The sequence below is a fragment of the Marinococcus tarijensis genome (assembly GCF_054971385.1).
Genome location: NZ_JBQOJA010000014.1, coordinates 12833 through 27238, shown reverse-complemented (window position 1 = coordinate 27238; position 14406 = coordinate 12833). Strand labels below are relative to the sequence as shown.

Sequence of the window (14406 nt, the reverse complement as noted above, 5' to 3'; positions counted from 1 at the left end):
AACTCATGACATGCTATTTACTCATAAACTTGTATAATTATAATGAAATAGTTATGATGAAAGTAGTTTTGCACGGGAGGTTTCGGGATGAATAAGGGACAGAGGCACATAAAAATTAGGGAATTGATTTCAAATACAGACATAGAAACGCAGGATGATTTAGTAGCGAGACTCCGGGGAGACGGCTACAACGTAACCCAGGCAACGGTGTCGCGGGATATTAAAGAGCTTCACCTTGTGAAGGTGCCGATGATTGACGGCAGATACAAGTACAGTCTGCCTGCCGATCAGCGCTTCAACCCTATGCAGAAATTAAAACGGGCGCTCGTGGACAGCTTTGTCGGCATTGACCATTCGGAGAATTTAATTGTCATGAAAACACTGCCGGGCAACGCCAATGCTGTAGGTGCACTCATTGATAATCTGGACTGGGAAAATATTATGGGAACCATTTGCGGGGATGACACGATTCTCATTATATGTAAGCAGAAGGAAAATTCGCCGGAGATTGTAAACCGATTTTTAGAAATGCTTTAACGCTAATTGGAAATGGGGTGCAGAAATGCTTGAAGAAATTTCCATCAAGAATTTTGCCATTATCGAGGAGTTAACCGTTTCATTTGAAAATGGATTAACAGTATTAAGCGGTGAAACGGGTGCCGGAAAATCCATCATCATTGATGCGATCGGCCTGCTTATCGGTGGAAGGGGATCGGCTGAATATGTACGCCACGGAGAAAAACGGGCCGAAATGGAAGGGCTGTTCCGCCTGGAGGATAACCACCCCGCAGTTGAGAAATTAGAGGCCGCAGGCATTGATATTGAAGATGATATGGTCGTTTTGCGCCGGGATATTACGCATCAGGGCAAGAGCATCTGCCGCATCAACGGTAAATTGGTGACGCTTGCTGTATTGAGGGAGACTGGCCACAGCCTCGTGGATATCCATGGCCAGCATGAACATCAGGACCTGATGCATGCTGAGCGTCATCAGCAGATGCTTGACCGGTTCGGGAAAACGGAGCTTGAAGAAGCGCTTGAAGACTATCAAAAACGCTACTACCGTTTTGGACAGCTGCAGGCCAAATTAAAGCAGCTGAAGGAAAGTGACCAGGAAACAGCAAACCGGCTGGATTTTATTCAATACCAGCTTCAGGAAATTGAGGCCGCCGGCCTGCAGCCTGGTGAAGATGAAGATCTGGAAAAGGAACGCCACATTCTGGCCAACAGCGAAAAACTGTTTGAGGCGATCCGGGGAGCCTATGATCACTTGTACGGTGAAGGAAAGGCTCTCGATTGGGCAGGTATGGCCGTATCGAGCGTGGAAGAAGCCGCAGAAATCGATACAGATCTCGGAGAGCTTTCCGAATCAATCAGCTCGGCTTATTACATGTTGGAAGAGGCAACGTTTACGCTTCGGGACAAAGCTGATTCCATGGCGTTTGACCCTGAGAGATTAAACGAAGTGGAAAACCGGCTCGATGAGTTGAATAAGCTGAAAAGAAAATACGGAGATTCCGTTGGAGAAATTTTAGTATATGCCTCCAAAATCGAAGAGGAAATCGATTCACTCGCCAATAAAGAAGAGCGAATCGCCGAATATGAGCAGGCACTTTCCCAGGCAGCAGAAGAGCTGATTGCCGAAGCAAAAACATTAACCGATCTTCGCCGCCAGGCGGGTCATTCGCTTGCCGGCAGTGTGCAGCAGGAGCTTCAGGCACTGTACATGGAGAAGGCTACAATGGAAGTGCAGATTGCACCTCTCAGCCGGGGGAAAACCTATCAGACGCCTGAAGGGGAAACGTGGGTATTTAATGAAAAGGGAGCGGACAAAATTGAGTTCCTTATTTCAGCCAATGCGGGCGAGCCGTTAAAGCCGCTCGCAAAAGTAGCTTCCGGCGGGGAGATTTCCAGGATCATGCTGGCATTGAAAACGATCCTGTCCGGCTTCCAGCACGTTACTTCCCTGATTTTTGATGAGGTTGATACTGGTGTAAGCGGCCGGGTTGCCCAGGCGATTGCGGAAAAAATCCATCTGGTTTCCAGAGGATCCCAGGTACTTTGCATCACCCATCTGCCACAGGTAGCTGCAATGGCAGACAGCCATTTGTATATTCAAAAAGAAGAAAAAGAAGAAAGAGTCCAAACGATCGTTACACCGTTAACGGCTGATTATAAAATCGATGAAATCGCCCGGATGATTTCGGGAGTCGAAGTGACGGCACTGACAAGAGAAAATGCGACTGAACTGCTGGAAATGGCCGAGAAAGCCAAAAGCAATGTGTAGCCCCAATAGAATCTGTCCACCTGAAAAAGACAACTGCTGAAGTTGTCTTTTTCTATGCGACACGCTATGGTAAAATAATGTTGAGAGAGAAAAGGAGTGCAGCAAAAGCCTGCGGCAAAAGGAGTGGAAAGAAATGATACGGGTCGTAGTGGCCGACGATAATAAAGAACTCGTCGAAGTATTAATTGAACATATAGAAGAACAGGAAGATATGGAAATAGCAGGCACGGCCCATAATGGGGAAGAGGCGCTCGAGGTAGTGGAACATAAGCGGCCGGAAGTCTTACTCCTTGATATTATTATGCCGCACCGGGACGGGCTTTCTGTATTAACGGCACTGAAAAATAAACATACTGTTAACACGAAAGTTATTATGTTAACTGCGTTCGGTCAGGAGGATGTAACAAAAAAAGCGGTGGAGCTCGGGGCTGCCTATTACGTTTTAAAGCCATTTGATATGGAGGCACTGATGGCAAATATCCGGGATGTGCACAGAGAAAGCCTGAATTCCCAAGTGCTGACGGAGGATATGCCGGAAAAAGCTGCTGGCCGTCAATCGGTGGAAGAGCGTATTAAAGATATTATTCAATATGTTGGTATTCCCTCCCATATTAAAGGATATATATATATGCAGGAGGCGGTAAAACTTGTGGTGGATGATATGCAGATGATTAACGCAGTCACCAAGCAGCTGTATCCTGAAATCGCGCGGAAATTTCAGACGACGCCAAGCCGGGTCGAACGGGCGTTAAGACATGCCATTGTTGTAGCATGGGACCGCGGTCATACACAGGCGATCTCTGATCTGTTCGGCTGGAGCCAGGACGGTGCTTTCCCCTATAAGCCTTCAAATAGTGAATTTATCGCAGTAGTAGCTGACCGGCTGCGCACGGAGCATATATAAATGTGAATTTATAAAAAAAGGAGAACGAAAAATGGAAATGTTTGAACGTATGGAGCTGCACGATTATGAGCAGGTAGTGGTCTGCCAGGACCGGAATTCAGGATTAAAAGCAATTATAGCGATACATGATACGACACTCGGCCCGGCTTTGGGCGGCACAAGGATGTGGACGTATGAGAACGAAGAAGCAGCGTTTGAGGACGTTCTGCGTCTCGCCAAAGGGATGACATACAAAAATGCAGCAGCCGGACTGAATCTTGGCGGGGGAAAAGCTGTAATTATAGGAGATGCCCGCACAGATAAGAATGAAGAGATGTTTCGTGCATTCGGCCGTTATATTGAAGGTCTTGCCGGGCGCTACATTACGGCAGAGGATGTCGGTACGACAGAGCATGATATGGATATTATCCATGAAGAAACGAACTTTGTGACCGGTATTTCCCTGTCTTCTGCTTCCGGATCGAGCGGGAATCCTTCACCGGTCACCGCGCGGGGCGTGTATCAGGGCATGAAAGCAGCGGCGAAGGAAGCCTTCGGTACCGACAGCCTTGCCGGCAGAACGATTGCAGTTCAGGGCGTGGGGCACGTATCGTTTGAAATGTGCAGATTTCTTCATGAGGAGGGAGCCTCGTTAATTGTAACGGATATCCGGGAAGCTTCAGTGGAGCGTGCTGTTCATACCTACGGAGCAAAAGCGGTGGCGCCGGAAGAAATTTACGATGTTCCGTGCGATATTTTCAGCCCCTGTGCGCTCGGAGGCGGATTGAATGAACGCACTATCCCCCGTCTGCAGGCAAAGGTAGTAGCAGGAGCAGCGAACAACCAGCTGCAGACGGAGGAGGACGGCATCCGTTTAGAGGATCGTGGCATCGTTTATGCGCCAGATTACATTATCAATGCAGGCGGCGTCATTAATATCGCCGACGAGCTCTACGGGTACGACCGCGAGAGGGCTCTGAAGAAAGTTGACGGTATTTACGATAATATTGTCCGTGTATTTGAAATTGCGGGGCGGGATGGCATCCCGTCGTTCCAGGCCGCCAACCGGCTGGCCGAAGAACGCATTGAATCCATCAAGCGTTCAAGGAAGCAGTTTCTGCCCCGTTCGCGGCATATTTTAACGAACCGGTAAAGCAGCCTGAGCGCTGCTTTTTTTATTTTAGCGCCGGGGTCTGTTTTACGGCTGATCAAAGGGATGTGCTATAATAATCTCCAAATGCCAAAACTTCTCTGCATCAGATCTATTTTCGTGCTATGATGAAACGGAAAAATCCATTAAAATAAAGTAGAGATAAATGAATAAAATCCTGGGTGAAAGCCCGCAGGAGGAATTTTTATGGCTAAAGAATATGACCTGGTCATATTAGGAGCTGGTACCGGCGGATACGTGGCCGCTGTGCATGCAGCAAAAAGAGGATTATCGACGGCGGTGGTAGAAGCCCGGGATATTGGCGGCACCTGCCTGCACCGTGGATGCATCCCAAGTAAATCGTATTTAAAAAGTGCAGAGGTATATAAAATGGTGCAGGAAAGCCTGGACTACGGCATAGAAGCAGACAACGTGGGGCTTCAGTTCGGGAAGGTACGCGAAAAAAAGAATCAGACGGTACAACAATTACATAAAGGAGTCCAGCATCTGCTCTCAAGGCATCAGGTAGATGTATACTACGGACACGGGCGCATCCTCGGGGCTTCCATATTTTCTCCAACGGCAAGCACCATTTCAGTCGAGACAGAAACTGAAGGAGAAAATATCATGCTGCAGCCCAAACAGATTATGCTCGCCACAGGCTCCAGTCCGGCGACTGTACCAGGACTCGATATTGATGGCGAATACATTTTGTCCTCCGAGGAATTGCTCGAGGCAGAAAAGCTTCCTTCGTCGATCGTTATTGTCGGAGGAGGAGTTATTGGCGTGGAATGGGCTTCAATGCTTCAGGATTTCGGCGTAGAGGTACAGATGGTGGAACTCGGCGACCGTCTGCTTCCGATGATGGACGAAGCCGTGTCAAAAGAGGCGGAAAAACGCCTGAAGAAAAAAGGGGTCCGTATTTATACGAATACACAGCTTGATCCTTCTTCACTTTCGAAAAACGGGGAAGTAGCGGTCCGTACAGCGTCCGGAGAAGCACTGACGGCTGAGAAGATGCTCGTCGCTGTCGGAAGAACCGGCAACACGGGAGAGCTGGGGCTCCACAATACCGAAGTCGAAGTCCAGAACAGCTTCATCCAGACGTCCGGGGTGTATCAGACGAAGGAATCACACATGTACGCTATCGGCGACGTTATCGGCGGCATGCAGCTCGCCCACGTGGCATCACGTGAAGGCATCATTGCTGTAGAGCATATGCTCGGAAATCACCCCGAGCCTCTTAACTATAAGCACGTTCCTTCCTGTGTCTACTCGGATCCTGAAATAGCTTCCGTAGGCTGGACAGAGCGTGAAGCTACAGACGCCGGCCTGGATATTAAAACAAGCACCGTGCCTTTTCAGGCAATAGGCAAGGCCCTAATAGAAAGTGATCCCGAAGGATTTATGAAAATGATTGTAGATAAAGACACTGAAGACGTGCTCGGCGTTCATATTGTTGGAAAAAAAGCGACCGAACTGATTAATGAAGGAGCGCTTGCAGTCTATATGAATGCTTCGCACCTTGAAATTCAGGGAGCCGTGCACGCGCATCCGACATTGGCGGAAATTTATGCTGAAGGTGCCTTGGCTGTAGACGGAAAAGCTATTCACCACGGGTGAAATAACGAGGAGGAACAAAAATGATTCAGGAATACAGTACTCACCGGGAAGTAGGCTTAAGCGACGAAGAAGCGCTCACAATGTATGAAATTATGCTGCAGGCGAGACGTCTTGATGAACGGATGTGGCTGCTGAACCGTGCCGGCAAAATTTCTTTTGTTGTCTCCTGCCAGGGCCAGGAGGCGGCGCAGGCGGCTGCAGCTATGGCACTTGACCGTGATAAGGACTACCTGCTGCCGTATTACCGGGATTTTGGTCTCGTCATGGCATTTGGAATGACCGCAAAGGACTTAATGCTGGCAGCTTTTGCCAAACAGGGGGATCCTAACTCTGAATCCAGGCAGATGCCGGGACACTTTGGCCAACGTAAAAACCGTATTGTGACCCAGTCCTCTCCGGTAACCACTCAGATTCCCCATGCTGCCGGATTCGGACTGGCAGCTAAAATGAAAAACAAGGATTTTGTTACGATGGTCACGTTTGGCGAAGGCTCCTCCAACCAGGGAGATTTTCATGAAGGTATGAACTTTGCCGGCGTTCATGATCTTCCGGTCGTGTTTTTCTGTGAAAACAATAAATACGCCATTAGCGTACCACTAAGTAAACAGCTCGCCTGCGAGCATGTAGCTGATCGCGCAAAGGGCTACGGCATGCCGGGAGTAACCGTGGAGGGCACGCGGCCGTTTGAGGTGTATAAGGCGATGAAAGAAGCAGTTGACCGTGCGCGGGACGGTAAAGGTCCGAGCCTTGTGGAAGCGCTCGTGGCAAGACTTACACCTCATTCAAGTGACGATAACGACAAGCTGTACCGCAGTGTCGAAGAAATGGATGAGGAAAAGCAGACCGATGCGGTTGTAGCTTTTGCGGATTACCTGCGGGCTGAAGGGATACTTATCGAAGAAAAAGAGCAGGCCATGGAGCAGCGGATCCGCGAGGAAGTGGATGCCGCAACAGATGCTGCAGAAGCCGCGGAATACCCGGCTGTTGAGACGCTTGGGCAGTATGTTTACGAGGAAGAAGGGAACTAATATGGCAGTCATGTCTTATATTCAGGCAATCAATACAGCGATGAAAGAAGAAATGGCGCGTGATGAAAATGTGTTCGTACTCGGCGAGGATGTCGGTTTGAAGGGCGGGGTGTTCCGTGCGACTGAAGAACTGCACAGCACCTACGGAGACCAGCGCGTCATCGACACTCCGCTCTCCGAATCAGCGATCGCAGGAGTGGGCATAGGAGCTGCGATGTACGGGCTCCGCCCAGTAGCGGAAATGCAGTTTGCGGACTTTATTATGCCGGCAGTCAACCAGATTGTGTCTGAAGCGGCGAAAATCCGGTACCGCTCCAACAATGACTGGTACTGCCCGATTACGATCCGGGCACCGTTTGGCGGCGGGGTGCACGGCGCCCTGTATCATTCCCAGTCTGTGGAGGCGCTGTTTGCAAACACGCCGGGACTGAAAGTCGTGATTCCGTCCACGCCCTATGACGCGAAAGGACTGCTGAAGGCTTCGATCCGGGATAACGATCCGATACTGTTTTTTGAGCATAAGCGTGCGTACCGGATGCTTAAAGACGAGGTACCGGAAGAAGACTACACGGTGCCGATCGGAAAAGCGGCGGTCAAACGCGAAGGCACGGATGTCACCGTGATTACATACGGACTGTGTGTGCATCTGGCCACTCAGGCTGCCGATACACTTGCCGCAGAAGGCATTGATGTGCATCTGGTGGATCTGAGAACCGTCTATCCGGTCGACCGGGAAGCAGTTAAAGAAGCCGCAGCTAAAACAGGAAAGGTGCTGCTTGTCACCGAGGATAATCTCGAAGGAAGCATCATGAGTGAAGTGTCGGCCATCATTTCCGAACACAATTTGTTTGATCTCGATGCCCCGGTCCGGAGACTGGCTGCTCCCGATGTGCCGGCCATGCCTTACGCACCAACACTTGAAAAGGAATTTTTAATGAACACGGATAAAATTACGAAAGCGATACGAGATTTGGCGGAATTTTAGGAGGGTATCAAGGATGCGCAAAGAAGTAACAATGCCGCAGCTCGGGGAAAGTGTCACCGAAGGCACGCTGTCCCAGTGGCTTGTAAAACCGGGCGATAAAGTAAAAAAATATGACCCTATCGCAGAAGTGCTGTCGGATAAAGTGAGTGCAGAGATCCCGAGCTCTTATACAGGCGAAATCAGCGAGCTCGTCGCTGAAGAAAACGAAACAGTAGCTGTGGGCACGCTCATATGCTATGTGGAAACAGAAGAAGCACAGCCGGCCGCGGTGGAGGAAGCTGAGAAGCCTTCTGCAAAAACGGAACAAACGGCCCCGGCACAACAAACAGCCGGGGAGGAAGAAAAGTCGATGAAAAAAAGGTATTCGCCGGTTGTGTGGCGGCTCGCCCAGGAGAACGGTCTGGATCTTGAAGAGATTCAGGGGTCCGGCAGACAGGGACGTATTACGAAAAAAGATGTTGAAAAAGCGATCCGGGAAAGAGCGGAAAAAACCAAACAGGAAGAAGCTGCCCCTTCGCCATTTCCGATCTATTCAACAAAGCCTTCTGAAAATCAGGAAGAGCGTGAAGGCGACACGATTATTCCGGTAACCGGAGCAAGAAAAGCAATTGCAGACAATATGGTGAAAAGCAAGCAGGAAATCCCCCATGCCTGGACAATGATTGAAGTGGACGTGACGGATCTGGTGGCGTACCGCAACAGCGTGAAGGATGAGTTTAAACAAAAAGAAGGCTTTTCGCTGACGTATCTGCCGTTTTTCATGAAAGCTGTTTCCGAATCCCTGCAACTGTTTCCGAGTCTTAATTCCACCTGGGACGGAGACCGGATTATTCAGCGCAAGGAAGTGAACCTGTCGATGGCTGTAGCCAGTGAGGAAGCTTTATACGTTCCGGTCATCAAGCGGGCAGACGAAAAAAACATCCGCGGTCTCGCCAGGGATATGCAGTCTCTGGCCACTAAAGTCCGCCAGGGCACCATTAAGGCAGAAGAAATGAGAAGCGGAACGTTCACGGTGAATAACACTGGTTCATTCGGCTCGGTTCAGTCCATGCCGATTATTAATCACCCGCAGGCAGCCATTCTTTCTGTGGAATCGATCGTAAAACGACCGGTCGTCATGCAGGGGGATATGATAGCGATACGCTATATGGTTAACCTGTGCCTTTCCCTGGATCACCGGATTTTGGACGGCCTGCTGTGCGGACGGTTTTTAGCTGATTTAAAGCAGCGGCTTGAAAATTATAAAGGCACCGAAAACATTTAAGAGAGGCTTCCCCGCGGGAGCTCTCTTTTTTTGTTATAAAAAAGAATCGTTCTTATTTACAAACGGATTTCCTTGCGCTAAAATCAATGTACATACAAAACGTAATCATTACGATAAAGAGGTGCAATGATGAAAAAACTATTTATTTTAGGGGCAGCCGGGGCAGTCTTTGCTTCTTTAAGTGCTTGCGGATCGGCAGACAGCCAGGACGAACAGGGAACCGAAAGTGAGGAAAAGCTCGAAGTGTATACCACACTTTTTGCCTGGGAGGACTTCACAAAACAGATCGGCGGCGATCATGTGAATGTAGAAAACGTCGTACCGGCAGGGTCGGATGCGCATACATATGACCCAACGCCGCAGACACTAACAAACATTGCAGAAGGAGATATGTTTGTTATGACCGGAAACGGGATGGAAGGGTTTGCTGACGAAGTGGAGAGCACGATCGGCAACCAGGACGTACAGATAGCCAGGGTGGCAGAGGCTGCAGGCGGAGAAGAAGCCCACGATCATGAGGAGGGCGAATCTGAAGAAGAACATGCTGAGCATGCCGAAGAAAGTCACAGCGGGGAAGAGCACGACCATGGCGGTACGGATCCTCACGTATGGATCGACCCAGTTCAGGCGAAAGAAGCAGCCGGCGTGATTAAAGACCAGCTGGTAGAGGCGGATCCGGATAATGAGCAGGCCTATGAAAATAATTATGAAGAACTGTCGGCGGAGATCGACGAATTAGATGAGCGGTTCCAGACTCTTGTGGATGAAAGCAGTAAAAATCAATTTATTGTTTCCCATGCAGCATACGGGTACTGGGAAGAACGATACGGTTTGGAAGAAATTGCTGTTAACGGTGTAAACGCCCAGAGTGAACCTTCCACCCAGGAAATCAATGATATCATCGACACAGCAGAAAAAAATGACCTGAACGCCATTATGGTGGAAGAAAACATCCCCTCTGACACGACAGATGTTCTTCAGGAGGAAATCGGAGCAGAAGTGTATACGCTGAATAATCTTGAATCAGCCAGCGAGGAAGAGATTGCTGATGGCGCGAGCTACGTTTCATTGATGAATGAAAATATCGATAACCTTGAAAAAGCATTGAACGAATAACTTTTCAAGCTTCTCACTTGTGATTTCCTGTTCTTATCCGCTACAATATAGGTATTCGGTGAAGGAAAGGAAGGATTTTAATGAATTTTGATTTTTACGTCAATGATATAGTACAAGCTTCCCGAGATGAAATCGAAGAAGCGGGCTACCAGTCTCTTCGTACCCCGGAAGAAGTTGATGAAGTGTTGAACAAGGAAGGCACAACACTTGTAATGGTGAACTCCGTATGCGGCTGTGCTGGAGGCATTGCCCGTCCAGCGGCAGCTTATATGACGAATTATGACACGAAGCCGGACCGGCTTGTGACCGTATTCGCAGGTCAGGATAAAGAAGCGACCGAGCAGGCCCGTTCTTACTTTACAGGGTTCCCGCCATCGTCTCCATCGTTTGGGCTCTTAAAAGACGGAGAATTGGTGCGCATGGTTGAACGTCATGAAATTGAAGGCCATGAGCCGATTCAGGTTGTTCAAAAACTCGAAGAAGCTTTCGATCAATACTGCACAAAATAAAAAGTGCCCTCCGGGGCGCTTTTTTTGTAAAAAAAGAGCTCCTTCCTGAAGAAGAAGCTCATTGGATTTATTTTTCCAAATGATAGATATTGCCGTCCTGCTCTACAGTAGTATCAACATCCGGAAAAACAATTTCGCTCGTTTTCGGCTCGAATTCCTGGGAAGTTTCAAACCCTACCCGGAAGTCATTACTTTTTGATGAAGGGCCATCTTCCTTTGTCACGCTGTACCAAAGCGTTTTACCGTTGGAAGCGATCGTCGTCTGTGGTTCTCCTACATTAGCTTTAAATGTTACTTCTGCCATATGCTATCCCTCTTTCTTCGTATAAGATCTATTAAGGTTTGTTCCCCCCTCTGCTTTTGATTTAAACGTCAATTGCAAAATTAAGAAAAGACAGGGGAGTGGCTTGACGTTCAGCTTTATATTCATGGTATACTGTTTCGGAATACATAAATAAAAAGGGCGGAGACAGATGATCCAGACGCATTATGAAAAAATTCAGGAATATTTAAACATGGACGAAGAGATTTCGTACGAGGAGTTCCGCGACTACTACCAAAACGTCATCAATGAACTTGATGCAAATGCCTCCGGCTATGAAGAGGAGCAGGTGTGGAAAGCCCTGTTTATTACCGAAAGCATCATGTCCAACGCGGAGGACAGGGAGAAGCGGACGAAAAAAAAGCAGGAGTCCAAGAAGTTCGGGAAGATGCAGGAACGTTCGAAGGTCTATTCCCAGCATTTCACAAAACGCCTCAAGGAAGCAGGATACAGTGAAGAGGATATCAACGAACAGTTTGAAAAAATGCTCGAAGGGCCTCCCGGGGAAGCGTAATTAAAAAATGGGTTGACTTTCATATTCGTTCATTGGTATAGTATTCATTGTCTTGTTAAAACATATGACAAAAGCGCCTATGGTGAAAGGGATATCACTCGAGATTCCGGTTCTCGCATTCCAGGTTCGAGTCCTGGTAGGCGCACCAATGAATAAATGTGTAAGCAAAGGAGCTATTCCTTTGCTTTTTTATTTGTTTTTTAGGCTGGTACAAATGCAGAAAAGGGCGCTGCCGGGATGAAAGGCGCCAGTCAGTTTCCCTCTGCCTGTGTTTACGATATAATAAAAGAACGAATGAATAAACTGAGAGGTTTTTTAGATGGGGAGATTCCGAATTGGATATCGGACGCTGAAAACAGCAGTAGGCACGGCTATATCCGTATACATTGCCCAGCTGCTGCAGCTGGATTATTACATATCAGCAGGTGTCATTACCATTCTTTGTATTACAACGACTAAAAGAGGCTCCCTGACTGTCAGCATTGAACGACTCGTTTCCTGTGTGATCGGACTCGGGGTCGCGAGTGTATTCTTTGAACTGATAGGCTATAATCCGGTGGCCATCGCTGCGCTTTTTCTCATCAGCATTCCACTCAGCGTAGCAGCGAACGCTGCCCGGGGTATCGTCACAAGCAGTGTTATCGTCCTGCACCTTTATACAGAGGAACAGGTGAGCGCAGGTATTTGGATGAACGAGCTCGCGATTATTTTTATCGGCATTGGGGTAGCTTTAATTATGAACCTTTATATGCCGAGCAGTGAAAAAAGCCTGGCCCAGGACCAATTAAGCCTTGAAGACGCTTTTCGCAAAATTTGGGAGGAATACGCAAACTACCTTCGTTTTGGAGATAATATCTGGGACGGGGCAGAATTTTCGGATGCAGCGAAGATTATTGATGAAGCTAAAGGAAAAGCCCTGAGGGATATAGACAATCATTTCCTCCGGGATGACGACTACTTTTATCACTATTTCCGTATGAGGGAAAAACAGTTCTCGGTACTCGAAAGTATCCTGCCGTTTATTTCTTCGATTGATCAGTCAGTGCCTCAGGGCCATAAAATGGCTGATTATATGGATGAATTAAGCGACGCTGTCTCCCCGGGTAATACTGCCGGCTATTTTTTATACCGTCTTGACGAAATGAAGTATGAAATTCAGCAGATGGAGCTGCCTAAAACAAGGCATGAATTCGAAATACGTTCATCTCTGTTTTATATTTTGTATGAAATTGAAGAATACCTGCTCATTAAAAAAATGTTTAAGCCCGACCCGAAGCGTACCCATACAATATCGGGCAAACGATTAAACAGACAGATGGCACGCAGAAACAAATAAAAAGCAGAACAAGTGGGTATGAAAACCCGCAAGTTCTGCTTTATCCGATACACACAAGGATAGGCGTTTATTTAAAACATCACCGCTCCGCCCATTAACAGGCTGCTGCCGACAAGCGCAAAGATCATAATGTAAATAATGACTTTCTGCATTCTAACCCCCGCTTTCAATAGAAACTGATGCTCAAATTATAACACAGCAGGCAAAAAAATATATAATAAACCTAAGCAACCCGCAAAGGAGTTATAATAGTGATGGCAAATCAGGAACGTTTAATACAGGAATTTATCGAACTGGTGCAGATAGACTCGGAAACGAAGCATGAAGCCAAAATCGCGGATGTCATCAAACGCAAATTCCAGGAGCTTGGCCTCGAAACAAAAGAAGACAATGCCAAGGCCCTGACCGGGCACGGAGCAGGAAATCTGGTTTGTACGTTAAAAGGAACAGACAGTACAAAGCCGGTAATTTATTTCACCTCCCACATGGATACAGTCGAACCGGGGAAAGGTATTGAACCCGAAGTGCAGGATGAATATATCGTTTCAGGCGGGGAAACGATTCTCGGAGCTGATGATAAAGCAGGAATTGCGGCGATGCTTGAAATGGTAAAAGTACTTCAGGAAGAAGACGATCCTTATGGTGATATTCAGTTTGTCATCACAGTCGGGGAAGAGTCCGGCCTTGTGGGCGCAAAGCATCTTGATACCGGACTTGTGCACGCCGATATGGGATATGCGCTTGATAGTGACGGACCAGTAGGCACGCTCGTTACTTCAGCACCGTATCAAACGAAAATGCACGCGACTATTTACGGTAAGAAAGCGCACGCAGGTGTGGAGCCTGAAAAAGGCATTTCAGCCATCAGCGTTGCTTCTAAAGCAGTGACTAAGATGCCGCTCGGACGAATCGATGAAGAAACAACAGCCAACATTGGAAGCTTTGCCGGAGGTACTCAGACAAATGTCGTATGTGATGAAGTCGTGATTTCTGCTGAAGCACGCTCCTTTAAACCGGATAAGCTGAGCAGACAAATAGCTGCGATGCGCGAGGCTTTCGAAGAAGCAGCGGAAGAAATGGGTGCCGAGGCATCTATTGACATACAGCCAATGTATGAAGGATACGTATTGGCTGAATCAGATGACGTGGTGCAGCGTGCTGTGCAGGCCGCTAACCGGCTCGATGTGGAGCCGAAAACTGTCCAGAGCGGAGGCGGCAGCGATGCCAACGTGATTTCCGGCTACGGCATACCTACCATCAATCTGGGCGTCGGGTATGAAAATATCCACACTACGGAAGAACGGCTGCTTATAAAAGAATTTGTGAAAGTACCGGCGTTTATGGCGGCCATTGTAACCGGGCCGGCAGAAGAAGCGTAAAGGAGGACAA

Annotated in this window: 15 protein-coding genes and 1 tRNA gene; 14 read left to right on the top strand and 2 right to left on the bottom strand. The window is 48.1% G+C overall.

The features are described from left to right. Positions 1-87 precede the first annotated feature (87 nt). From ahrC to ACTTK7_RS09465, 10 genes are all read left to right on the top strand, one after another. Complete coding sequence (gene ahrC, locus ACTTK7_RS09510) at positions 88-537, top strand: transcriptional regulator AhrC/ArgR (RefSeq protein WP_079476774.1); 450 nt, start codon at positions 88-90, stop codon at positions 535-537. 25 nt (positions 538-562) lie between these two features. Then, the gene (recN, locus tag ACTTK7_RS09505) at positions 563-2287 is read left to right on the top strand and encodes a DNA repair protein RecN (protein WP_462867701.1); all 1725 of its coding nucleotides are present in this window, start codon (positions 563-565) and stop codon (positions 2285-2287) included. Between the two features lie 133 nt (positions 2288-2420). Continuing rightward, positions 2421-3191: a sporulation transcription factor Spo0A gene (gene spo0A / locus ACTTK7_RS09500; protein WP_462867700.1), complete on the top strand. Its 771-nt coding sequence runs from the start codon at positions 2421-2423 to the stop codon at positions 3189-3191. Positions 3192-3222: 31 nt separating this feature from the next. Continuing rightward, entirely contained in the window at positions 3223-4323 is a 1101-nt protein-coding gene (locus ACTTK7_RS09495; protein ID WP_462867699.1) for a Leu/Phe/Val dehydrogenase, read from the top strand. A 204-nt stretch (positions 4324-4527) separates the two neighbouring features. Continuing rightward, entirely contained in the window at positions 4528-5943 is a 1416-nt protein-coding gene (gene lpdA / locus ACTTK7_RS09490) for a dihydrolipoyl dehydrogenase (RefSeq protein ID WP_462867697.1), read from the top strand. Between the two features lie 20 nt (positions 5944-5963). Then, a complete protein-coding gene (locus tag ACTTK7_RS09485) occupies positions 5964-6971 on the top strand; it encodes a thiamine pyrophosphate-dependent dehydrogenase E1 component subunit alpha (protein WP_462867695.1) in 1008 nt (335 codons plus the stop codon). Between the two features lies 1 nt (position 6972). Then, a complete protein-coding gene (locus ACTTK7_RS09480) occupies positions 6973-7956 on the top strand; it encodes an alpha-ketoacid dehydrogenase subunit beta (RefSeq protein WP_462867693.1) in 984 nt (327 codons plus the stop codon). A 13-nt stretch (positions 7957-7969) separates the two neighbouring features. After that, positions 7970-9220 carry a dihydrolipoamide acetyltransferase family protein gene (locus ACTTK7_RS09475; protein ID WP_462867691.1) on the top strand — a complete coding sequence of 417 codons (1251 nt, stop codon included), beginning with the start codon at positions 7970-7972 and terminating at the stop codon, positions 9218-9220. A gap of 129 nt (positions 9221-9349) precedes the next feature. Further along, positions 9350-10336, top strand: coding sequence for a metal ABC transporter solute-binding protein, Zn/Mn family (locus ACTTK7_RS09470; protein ID WP_462867689.1), 987 nt, complete (start codon positions 9350-9352; stop codon positions 10334-10336). 80 nt (positions 10337-10416) lie between these two features. Further along, a complete protein-coding gene (locus tag ACTTK7_RS09465) occupies positions 10417-10845 on the top strand; it encodes a BrxA/BrxB family bacilliredoxin (protein WP_022793566.1) in 429 nt (142 codons plus the stop codon). A 67-nt stretch (positions 10846-10912) separates the two neighbouring features. Here the strand turns inward: ACTTK7_RS09465 and ACTTK7_RS09460 are convergent, their stop codons facing one another. Further along, the gene (locus tag ACTTK7_RS09460) at positions 10913-11149 is read right to left on the bottom strand and encodes a hypothetical protein (protein ID WP_462867687.1); all 237 of its coding nucleotides are present in this window, start codon (positions 11147-11149) and stop codon (positions 10913-10915) included. 169 nt (positions 11150-11318) lie between these two features. Between ACTTK7_RS09460 and ACTTK7_RS09455 the strand changes: the two genes are divergently transcribed. From ACTTK7_RS09455 to ACTTK7_RS09445, 3 genes are all read left to right on the top strand, one after another. Further along, complete coding sequence (locus tag ACTTK7_RS09455; RefSeq protein ID WP_462867685.1) at positions 11319-11681, top strand: hypothetical protein; 363 nt, start codon at positions 11319-11321, stop codon at positions 11679-11681. Positions 11682-11754: 73 nt separating this feature from the next. Beyond that, a tRNA-Arg gene (locus ACTTK7_RS09450) sits at positions 11755-11829 on the top strand. 171 nt (positions 11830-12000) lie between these two features. Further along, entirely contained in the window at positions 12001-13017 is a 1017-nt protein-coding gene (locus ACTTK7_RS09445; RefSeq protein ID WP_462867683.1) for an aromatic acid exporter family protein, read from the top strand. 71 nt (positions 13018-13088) lie between these two features. Here the strand turns inward: ACTTK7_RS09445 and prli42 are convergent, their stop codons facing one another. Beyond that, positions 13089-13169 carry a stressosome-associated protein Prli42 gene (prli42, locus tag ACTTK7_RS09440; RefSeq protein ID WP_156847924.1) on the bottom strand — a complete coding sequence of 27 codons (81 nt, stop codon included), beginning with the start codon at positions 13167-13169 and terminating at the stop codon, positions 13089-13091. A 102-nt stretch (positions 13170-13271) separates the two neighbouring features. On the opposite strand from prli42, the gene ACTTK7_RS09435 reads away from it, so the two are divergent. Beyond that, positions 13272-14396, top strand: coding sequence for a M20/M25/M40 family metallo-hydrolase (locus ACTTK7_RS09435; protein WP_462867681.1), 1125 nt, complete (start codon positions 13272-13274; stop codon positions 14394-14396). Positions 14397-14406 lie beyond the last annotated feature (10 nt).

Excerpts from the sequence above, each read along its gene's own strand:
- ahrC (WP_079476774.1), top strand. The coding sequence starts at position 88 with ATGAATAAGGGACAGAGGCACATAAAAATTAGGGAATTGATTTCAAAT.
- recN (WP_462867701.1), top strand. The coding sequence starts at position 563 with ATGCTTGAAGAAATTTCCATCAAGAATTTTGCCATTATCGAGGAGTTA.
- spo0A (WP_462867700.1), top strand. The coding sequence starts at position 2,421 with ATGATACGGGTCGTAGTGGCCGACGATAATAAAGAACTCGTCGAAGTA.
- ACTTK7_RS09495 (WP_462867699.1), top strand. The coding sequence starts at position 3,223 with ATGGAAATGTTTGAACGTATGGAGCTGCACGATTATGAGCAGGTAGTG.
- lpdA (WP_462867697.1), top strand. The coding sequence starts at position 4,528 with ATGGCTAAAGAATATGACCTGGTCATATTAGGAGCTGGTACCGGCGGA.
- ACTTK7_RS09485 (WP_462867695.1), top strand. The coding sequence starts at position 5,964 with ATGATTCAGGAATACAGTACTCACCGGGAAGTAGGCTTAAGCGACGAA.
- ACTTK7_RS09480 (WP_462867693.1), top strand. The coding sequence starts at position 6,973 with ATGGCAGTCATGTCTTATATTCAGGCAATCAATACAGCGATGAAAGAA.
- ACTTK7_RS09475 (WP_462867691.1), top strand. The coding sequence starts at position 7,970 with ATGCGCAAAGAAGTAACAATGCCGCAGCTCGGGGAAAGTGTCACCGAA.
- ACTTK7_RS09470 (WP_462867689.1), top strand. The coding sequence starts at position 9,350 with ATGAAAAAACTATTTATTTTAGGGGCAGCCGGGGCAGTCTTTGCTTCT.
- ACTTK7_RS09465 (WP_022793566.1), top strand. The coding sequence starts at position 10,417 with ATGAATTTTGATTTTTACGTCAATGATATAGTACAAGCTTCCCGAGAT.
- ACTTK7_RS09460 (WP_462867687.1), bottom strand. The coding sequence starts at position 11,149 with ATGGCAGAAGTAACATTTAAAGCTAATGTAGGAGAACCACAGACGACG.
- ACTTK7_RS09455 (WP_462867685.1), top strand. The coding sequence starts at position 11,319 with ATGATCCAGACGCATTATGAAAAAATTCAGGAATATTTAAACATGGAC.
- ACTTK7_RS09445 (WP_462867683.1), top strand. The coding sequence starts at position 12,001 with ATGGGGAGATTCCGAATTGGATATCGGACGCTGAAAACAGCAGTAGGC.
- prli42 (WP_156847924.1), bottom strand. The coding sequence starts at position 13,169 with ATGCAGAAAGTCATTATTTACATTATGATCTTTGCGCTTGTCGGCAGC.
- ACTTK7_RS09435 (WP_462867681.1), top strand. The coding sequence starts at position 13,272 with ATGGCAAATCAGGAACGTTTAATACAGGAATTTATCGAACTGGTGCAG.